The sequence below is a fragment of the Bradyrhizobium sp. 142 genome (assembly GCF_023074015.1).
GTDB lineage: Bacteria > Pseudomonadota > Alphaproteobacteria > Rhizobiales > Xanthobacteraceae > Bradyrhizobium.
The window spans coordinates 21667-27925 of record NZ_JADPKQ010000532.1 but is presented as its reverse complement, the minus strand read 5'-3'; the positions used below and the strand labels follow the sequence as shown (position 1 = coordinate 27925).

Here is a 6259-nt window from a genome sequence, read left to right as displayed (position 1 = left end):
GCCGCATCCGTCGTACACCCTCGTGAATGGATGCCGTGCCCATCGTGCCCCCTTTGTTCCAGGGCACCAAAAACACGACACTTCACGAGCTACAAACAGACGACAGATCACGTGCTACGGACAGCTGGATGTCCCGCCATTGCTTGCAAGAGAGAATCAAACCATGCTGCTTCTCAACCGGCATCCCGATTACCGAGCGATCCTGGATGTCGCCGATGCGGACACATTGAGTGTCGAGGCCGCTCGCGAAGTCGAGCGCTTTCTCAGGTATCGTGAAGGTCACAAGGAGACCCGCTCCTTTCATTGGCAAGCCTTGCTCGTGAGATTGGCGTTGGCTCGATTCATCTCAAGGATGAAGGTCATCGCCTCGGTCTTGGCAGCTTCAAGGCTTTGGGCGGCTCCTATGCCGTGATCCGGCTGGTGCTGGAGGAGGCGAGGCGGCGGCTCGGCCGAGACGTTGATGTGGCAGAGCTGAAAAGTTCTGAAGTGAAAGCCGTCGCGCGGGAGATGACGGTATCGTGCGCCACCGACGGTAATCACGGCAGATCAGTGGCGCAAGGTGCTCAGCTTGTTGGGGCAAAGTGCGCCATCTTCGTTCATTCAGGTGTCAGCGACGAGCGCATCGAGGCGATCGCTCGCTATGGTGCCCAGATGATCCGAGTCGATGGTAACTACGACGACTCAGTCAACGAGGCGTCGCGAGTTGCCGCGAAAAACGGCTGGATCACAGTGTCTGATACATCCTGGCCGGGTTACGAGCGCATCCCTAGCCTAGTGATGCAGGGATATACTGCCATTGTAAGTGAAGCACTGCGCCAGTTGCCCCGCGCGCCGACCCATGTTTTCGTCCAAGCGGGTGTGGGGGGTATTGCTGCAGCCGTGGCGGGGCATTTTTCAGTTCTGCTCGGCAAGAATCGCCCATTTTTCACAGTAGTCGACCCCGCGCGCGCAGCGTGCCTGTTTGAAAGCGCGCGTGCTGGGCGCGCTGTGAAGGTAAATCATGGGCAGTCGACAGTGATGGCGATGCTCGAATGCTACCAACCCTCGCTCATCGCGTGGCGCATCCTTTCGCGCACCGCGGATGCGTTTATGATTGTCGAGGACGAGGACGCAATCAGCGTTATGAGGCAGCTCGCCAATCCCAGAGATGCCGACCCTGCCATCGTTTCAGGCGAAAGTGGTGGTGTTGGTCTGGCGGGCTTACTGAAGGTCGCTTCCGACCAGGGCATGCGGGACAACGTCGCTCTCGGTCGAGATGCTCGGGTTCTGCTGATCAATACCGAGGGCGCGACCGATGCTCACCTGTACGAGGAACTCGTCGGCATGTCTCCAGCGCAGGTGTCTCTGACGAGCAGTTCGCCGGGTTAATAAGGCGGGAAAGCGCGCGATGCGAGGTCGGCATCCAGCGCGCCAACCAGCCTTCGGTTCCGGTCGGCGGTCTTTGAAGTACATTGAGGAACCTGCCAGGCTTGATTGCCTTGGGCAAACCCGAACACGTTGTGTGTCGCAGGCCACCGAGAGCTCAGCTTCGCCGCCTCGGGATCGGATCGAGCGGCGTCCGATAGACTTCGGTGTCTTCCGCGCTGGTAACGCGAACCGAACAGCCTTTGGCCTTGAGCTCCGGATGTACAATAGACAATTCGGTCGCAAGCTGGTCCGCTCGGTCGGCGGCAAGCTCAACATTCTCGAGGATAAGGCCGCCCTGATTCTTGTACTCCCCACTAACTACGAGATCAAAAGAGTAATACGGCATCCGAATGTCTCCCCACTTCTCGAATACTTCCGCGAAAGTGAGTATTGGCTACCCGATGTGTCCCCTCGTACGGCATGGGTTGATTGGTGCGCCTTCACCGCTCGAGCCGTCGTGAAATCCGATTGGACATGCGAGAGGCTACCTCCGGAAACTCAGCCAACTCAAGAGGCGGCGAAGGGCTCGATCTGGACCCCTAAACCAACACGAATGCGAGCAGGCTCGAGCAGAGCAACGCGATGCCCGCAGCTGTCAGCACCAGCAGGCCACCTGAGACAAGATCACAATCGTACATGAAGTGCCCTCGAATGCCTGAAAGCGGCCGGCGCGAGCGTCAGTGAAGTGATCTGGAGATCATTACTCAAACTTGACGCATTGTTTCTGCTATTGTGAAGGAGCCATTGCATTTTTTCCCCTCGGCTGCGGCCCAGTTCGCCGACTTGCGCCGAATAAAGCCGGTATCGAGTGGCACCTGACGGGTGATTTCGCAGCCCTACTCATATCGATTTCAGCCGATGTGAGTCGCTTCACACGTCCATTGGGCTATTTAGGTACCTTTCGAAATGCGCGGTCTTCTGATCCTGCTGATGGTCTTTGCCATCATGTTGGCGGCGCGCGGCAAGCGCCAGAATGGTTTCGAGCCGCTCCCGACCGCCTCAATGCCCGCAGTGAACGTTCTTCCGTAGCCAACGCGCTCGGCCCTCTCTGCCTAGAGAACATCTGGAAGCGATCGGAATGAGAACGCGCGAACGATGCCGGCGGGGCTGCTGCGGGCAACAGCCCCGCATGAAGCAAACAAGAGCCTGCTCACACGTGCCCGTGGCTTGGGTCTCGACCGGGCGGGAACAAGACCTGACTCCTTTTGAATACGCAGCGAGTGGTCTCAACGCGAGAGTACGGCTTGCTCCCGGCATCGGAAAGCTAAGTCTGCGGTCCTAGGCAGGCCAGGCTCATGCAGCCCTCGCTGCCTGAGGCTTTGGTGCGTTACCGCGCTGTCCGCTGCGGCGACACTTCGCGCGAGGCGACAGCTCGCGACTGCAGTTGTCGAGAAATAAGCCCCTCTGCTTGTCATCGATGGGATAGTGCTGGGCTGCGCGATTGTCCCATATCGCTACGTCTCCGACTCTCCAGCTCCATCGAACCGCATTTTCCGGTGCAATGATATAGGACTGCAGCATATCAAAGAGCTTTTGGCCGGTATCTCTTTGCAATCCGACGAAGCGGCCTCCGAAGTTGCCGAGGGCAAGGACGCGCTCACCGGTCTCGGGATGGATTCTAACCACCGGATGGTCCGAAACCGTCGTGTTTGCCCCGACGGCTTTCGAGTCCCCGGTTTCCGGAGAATCATCGTTATGAACAGCCCACAGTTCATCAGCGAGCTTACGCAGTGGTAGCGGAAGGTCGAGATATGCAGCTCGCATATTCGACCAGGCCGTCTCGCGACGGCCGGGCGCGATCGCCAGGGATCGCAGAACGGAGAGTCCAGGATCGACATGGGAGGTGATATTCGTAGACCAATGATCATCTGAACCAATTTCGGTGATCGGCGATGGTGCGGGAGGCCGGCCGAGCGGAGGCTGCTGGCCTAGCTTGGCGAGTACAGTCACCAGGCGCTCGTGCTGGACTTCATCAAGGTGCGTCTGATCACGGAAGAAGAGAACCTTATGGTCACGCACCAGTTGACGGATCGCGCAGAGAACGTCCTGCGGCGACTCGGCAGAAAGTCTGACGTTCACAATTTCGGCACCCAGCCGAGACGCGCACTTAACGATGTTTGCCCGTGGAATAAAGCTGCCAGCAATTCCAGCATTTCGCATCATTCTATCCTCGCTGCTACGATCCGGTGGACAGCACCTCCCACGCGCCGATTGCGTGAGTGAGAGTCGCTGACTTGGCGCGATCCTGCCCAGCCGAATACTGAGTGTTCTATGCGAGCGATGCCGCCGCACTCTACTGCGGTACGATGACCTCGCTCTGACCTTGAAAAACGTAAGACTGGTCTTCGCTCAGTCAATGAAACGAACTCGTCTTTGTTTCTGATAAGGTGCAATGTTTCATTTGCGCACATCGCCGTTGCTGCAATATCTGTTTGGGACGCCGCGAACTGTGCATCTGTAGGCCTAATCCCAAAGCCACATCCAGTAGGTGTTCATCTCTTCTGAACGTCAGCCCGCTGCCTTCGGAGACGATCTCCGCCTCAAAAAGACGATCGAGAGCTAGCGAGAAACTGATACAGATTGATGACGAGACTCCGCGCGGGTCGCATCAAAGCGAATCTTGAGGAGATCACTCGGCCGATCCGAGCAATAGACACGCTATGAGGTCAGAACTCGCGTAAGTCTGATCAGCACATGCTTGCCTGAGACGATTCGTCCTCATCAATGTGATCACGCAAATTCACACGAAGATTGTCGACCAAGTCTCACCCCACATTTGGGTCGCGGAAAGCTCCGTTCATTGGGGAAATCGCCGAGCTGAAAGGATCTCTGCCGCTCATTGACGAGTGCTGACAAACTTAGCATCCGAAATCCTCAAACGTACGCATCCGGCGTAGGCCGCAGGCTCACTGGATTATTCTGGCGGCCAGCGCTTAAGCAGCTCCGGGCTTTCCTTGTACATCCGGATGAGTTCGATCAGGTTTTCGATTCCGAAGTCAGTGAAGGCCTGGATGCCATGTTCTCCGACGCCATAGACCCAGATGGCGCCGTCTTCGATCTCCATTTCATTGGCGACGTCTCGCAGCCAGTCTTCGTCTTCGCCAAGATCCTCGGCAACACGGTTGATGGTGGTAACGTGATGAACCTTGTTGACGTGCATGATCACGCAGCTCGAGCGGAGATCGCCGTCGCCGGCGTCCAATTCCAGGGCAATAGCTCGTCCAGCCGATGAGCGGGATAGGCGGCGATGCGGGCGAGGATATCCGTGAGCCACGCCTGCGGATCGATGCCGTTCATTTTGGCCGAGACAATCAGGCTGTACATGGCCGCAGCGCGTCGTCCGCCGCGATCGGATCCGCAGAACAGCCAAGATTTCCGGCCAAGAGCGATGCCCCGCAATCCTCTTTCGGCGGCATTGTTGGATAGACACACACGTCCGTCCTCAAGGAACAGCGTGAAGCTCGCCCAGCGCTTCAGGATGTAATTGGACGCCTTTGCCAGGTCGTGCCCCCGGGAGAGCTTAGCGAGCCGTTCGCGCATATAGACCTGAAGATCCTCGACCAGAGGTCGGCTTAGCGTCTGCCGCACCTCCAGGCGCTCCTCAGTACTCTTGCCATTGATGGAGCGCTCGATCTCAAACAGCGCATCGATCCGCCGCACCACCTCGATCGCGATCGGAGACAGAGGGATTTCCTTTTTGCCGGCAGCCTTGCGCCGCGCATTCTCTTCGATATCGGCCATGGCAAAGAACGGGCGCCGCGCATGGACCCAGCACGCCGCCTCCCGGATCGGTCCAGGGCGGCGCCCAGCCAGATAGAGCTGGTTATACCCATCATAGGCGTCGGCCTGGAGAATGCCGGCATAACGGGCCAGATGCGCCTGGGGATGCTCGCCCTTGCGGTCGCGTGAGTAGTAGAACATCGCCGCTGGCGGTCCCGCACCACCAAATGGCCGGTCGTCCCGGACGTAGATCCAGCACCGTCCCGTGTCGGTCTTGCCCTTGGCCAGCACCGGGACGGTCGTATCATCGGCATGAAGACGCTCAGCCGCCATGACATGGGCTTCGAGGCGGCGCAGCAGTGGATCAAGCGCCGTACAGACCGATCCCACGGCGTCCGCCATGGTCGACAACGCAATCGGCACCCCTTCGAGAGCGTAGCGTTCCGCCTGACGGTTCAGGGGCTGATGCTGGCCGAACTTCTCGAACATGATCATCGCCAGCAGGCTGGGCCCGGCCCATCCTCGTGCGACCGCATGGAACGGCGCTGGCGCCTGGCTGATCTTCTCGCAGTCGCGGCAAGAGAACTTCTCGCGCACCGTCTCGATCACTTTCCACTGACGCGGCACCGATTCCAGCGTCCGGGTCACGTCTTCACCGAGTTTACGCAGGCGATTGCTGCCGCAGCACTCGCAGCTCGTCGGCGGATCGATCACCACCCGCTCGCGTGGGAGATGCTCGGGGAACGTCTGGCGCTCGGCGCGCTTGCGTGTAAATTCGCGCACCGTCGTCGTCCTCGCGACAGCCCGTTCCGCCGCCAGTTCGTCTTCCGTGGCGTCGGCTTCCAGCTCTTCGAACGTCAGTGCCAACTGGTCGATCAACCGCGATGATCGCTCCGACCGCTGCCCGTAGATCTGGCGCTCGAGCTTGGCGATCCGAAGCTTCTGATGGACGATCAGCGCGCTGTCTTCCGACGCCTTCGCGCGGGCAACCGCAAGCTCGGCTGCAATCTCCACCGCCTTGGCGCGCTCGACCGCCAGAGCCTCCTTCAGGGCTGCAATATCATCAGGACCAGCGTTGCGATCAGCATCCATGCGACGCAGTGAATCACAGATCGGATGCGTTGTGACTCCC

General features: G+C 59.0%; 5 protein-coding genes and 1 pseudogene. 2 read left to right on the top strand and 4 right to left on the bottom strand.

What is annotated here, in order from left to right; translation table 11 throughout:
• Positions 1 to 163 precede the first annotated feature (163 nt).
• Positions 164 to 1368, top strand: a pseudogene (locus IVA82_RS47305) (diaminopropionate ammonia-lyase).
• A 154-nt stretch (positions 1369 to 1522) separates the two neighbouring features.
• On the opposite strand, the gene IVA82_RS47300 reads toward IVA82_RS47305, so the two are convergent.
• Complete coding sequence (locus IVA82_RS47300; RefSeq protein WP_247494008.1) at positions 1523 to 1753, bottom strand: hypothetical protein; 231 nt, start codon at positions 1751 to 1753, stop codon at positions 1523 to 1525.
• Positions 1754 to 2313: 560 nt separating this feature from the next.
• Between IVA82_RS47300 and IVA82_RS48765 the strand changes: the two genes are divergently transcribed.
• Positions 2314 to 2436, top strand: a complete 123-nt coding sequence (locus tag IVA82_RS48765; RefSeq protein WP_256469854.1) for a hypothetical protein — start codon at positions 2314 to 2316, stop codon at positions 2434 to 2436.
• A gap of 264 nt (positions 2437 to 2700) precedes the next feature.
• Here IVA82_RS48765 and IVA82_RS47295 read toward each other — a convergent pair whose 3' ends face one another.
• The 3 genes from IVA82_RS47295 to IVA82_RS47285 form a co-directional block, all read right to left on the bottom strand.
• On the bottom strand, positions 2701 to 3570 hold the full coding sequence (locus tag IVA82_RS47295; protein ID WP_247494007.1) for a TauD/TfdA family dioxygenase: 870 nt from the start codon (positions 3568 to 3570) through the stop codon (positions 2701 to 2703).
• Positions 3571 to 4321: 751 nt separating this feature from the next.
• Positions 4322 to 4567 carry a hypothetical protein gene (locus IVA82_RS47290; protein WP_247494006.1) on the bottom strand — a complete coding sequence of 82 codons (246 nt, stop codon included), beginning with the start codon at positions 4565 to 4567 and terminating at the stop codon, positions 4322 to 4324.
• A 2-nt stretch (positions 4568 to 4569) separates the two neighbouring features.
• Positions 4570 to 6219, bottom strand: coding sequence for an IS66 family transposase (locus IVA82_RS47285; protein WP_247494005.1), 1650 nt, complete (start codon positions 6217 to 6219; stop codon positions 4570 to 4572).
• Positions 6220 to 6259: the final 40 nt, after the last annotated feature.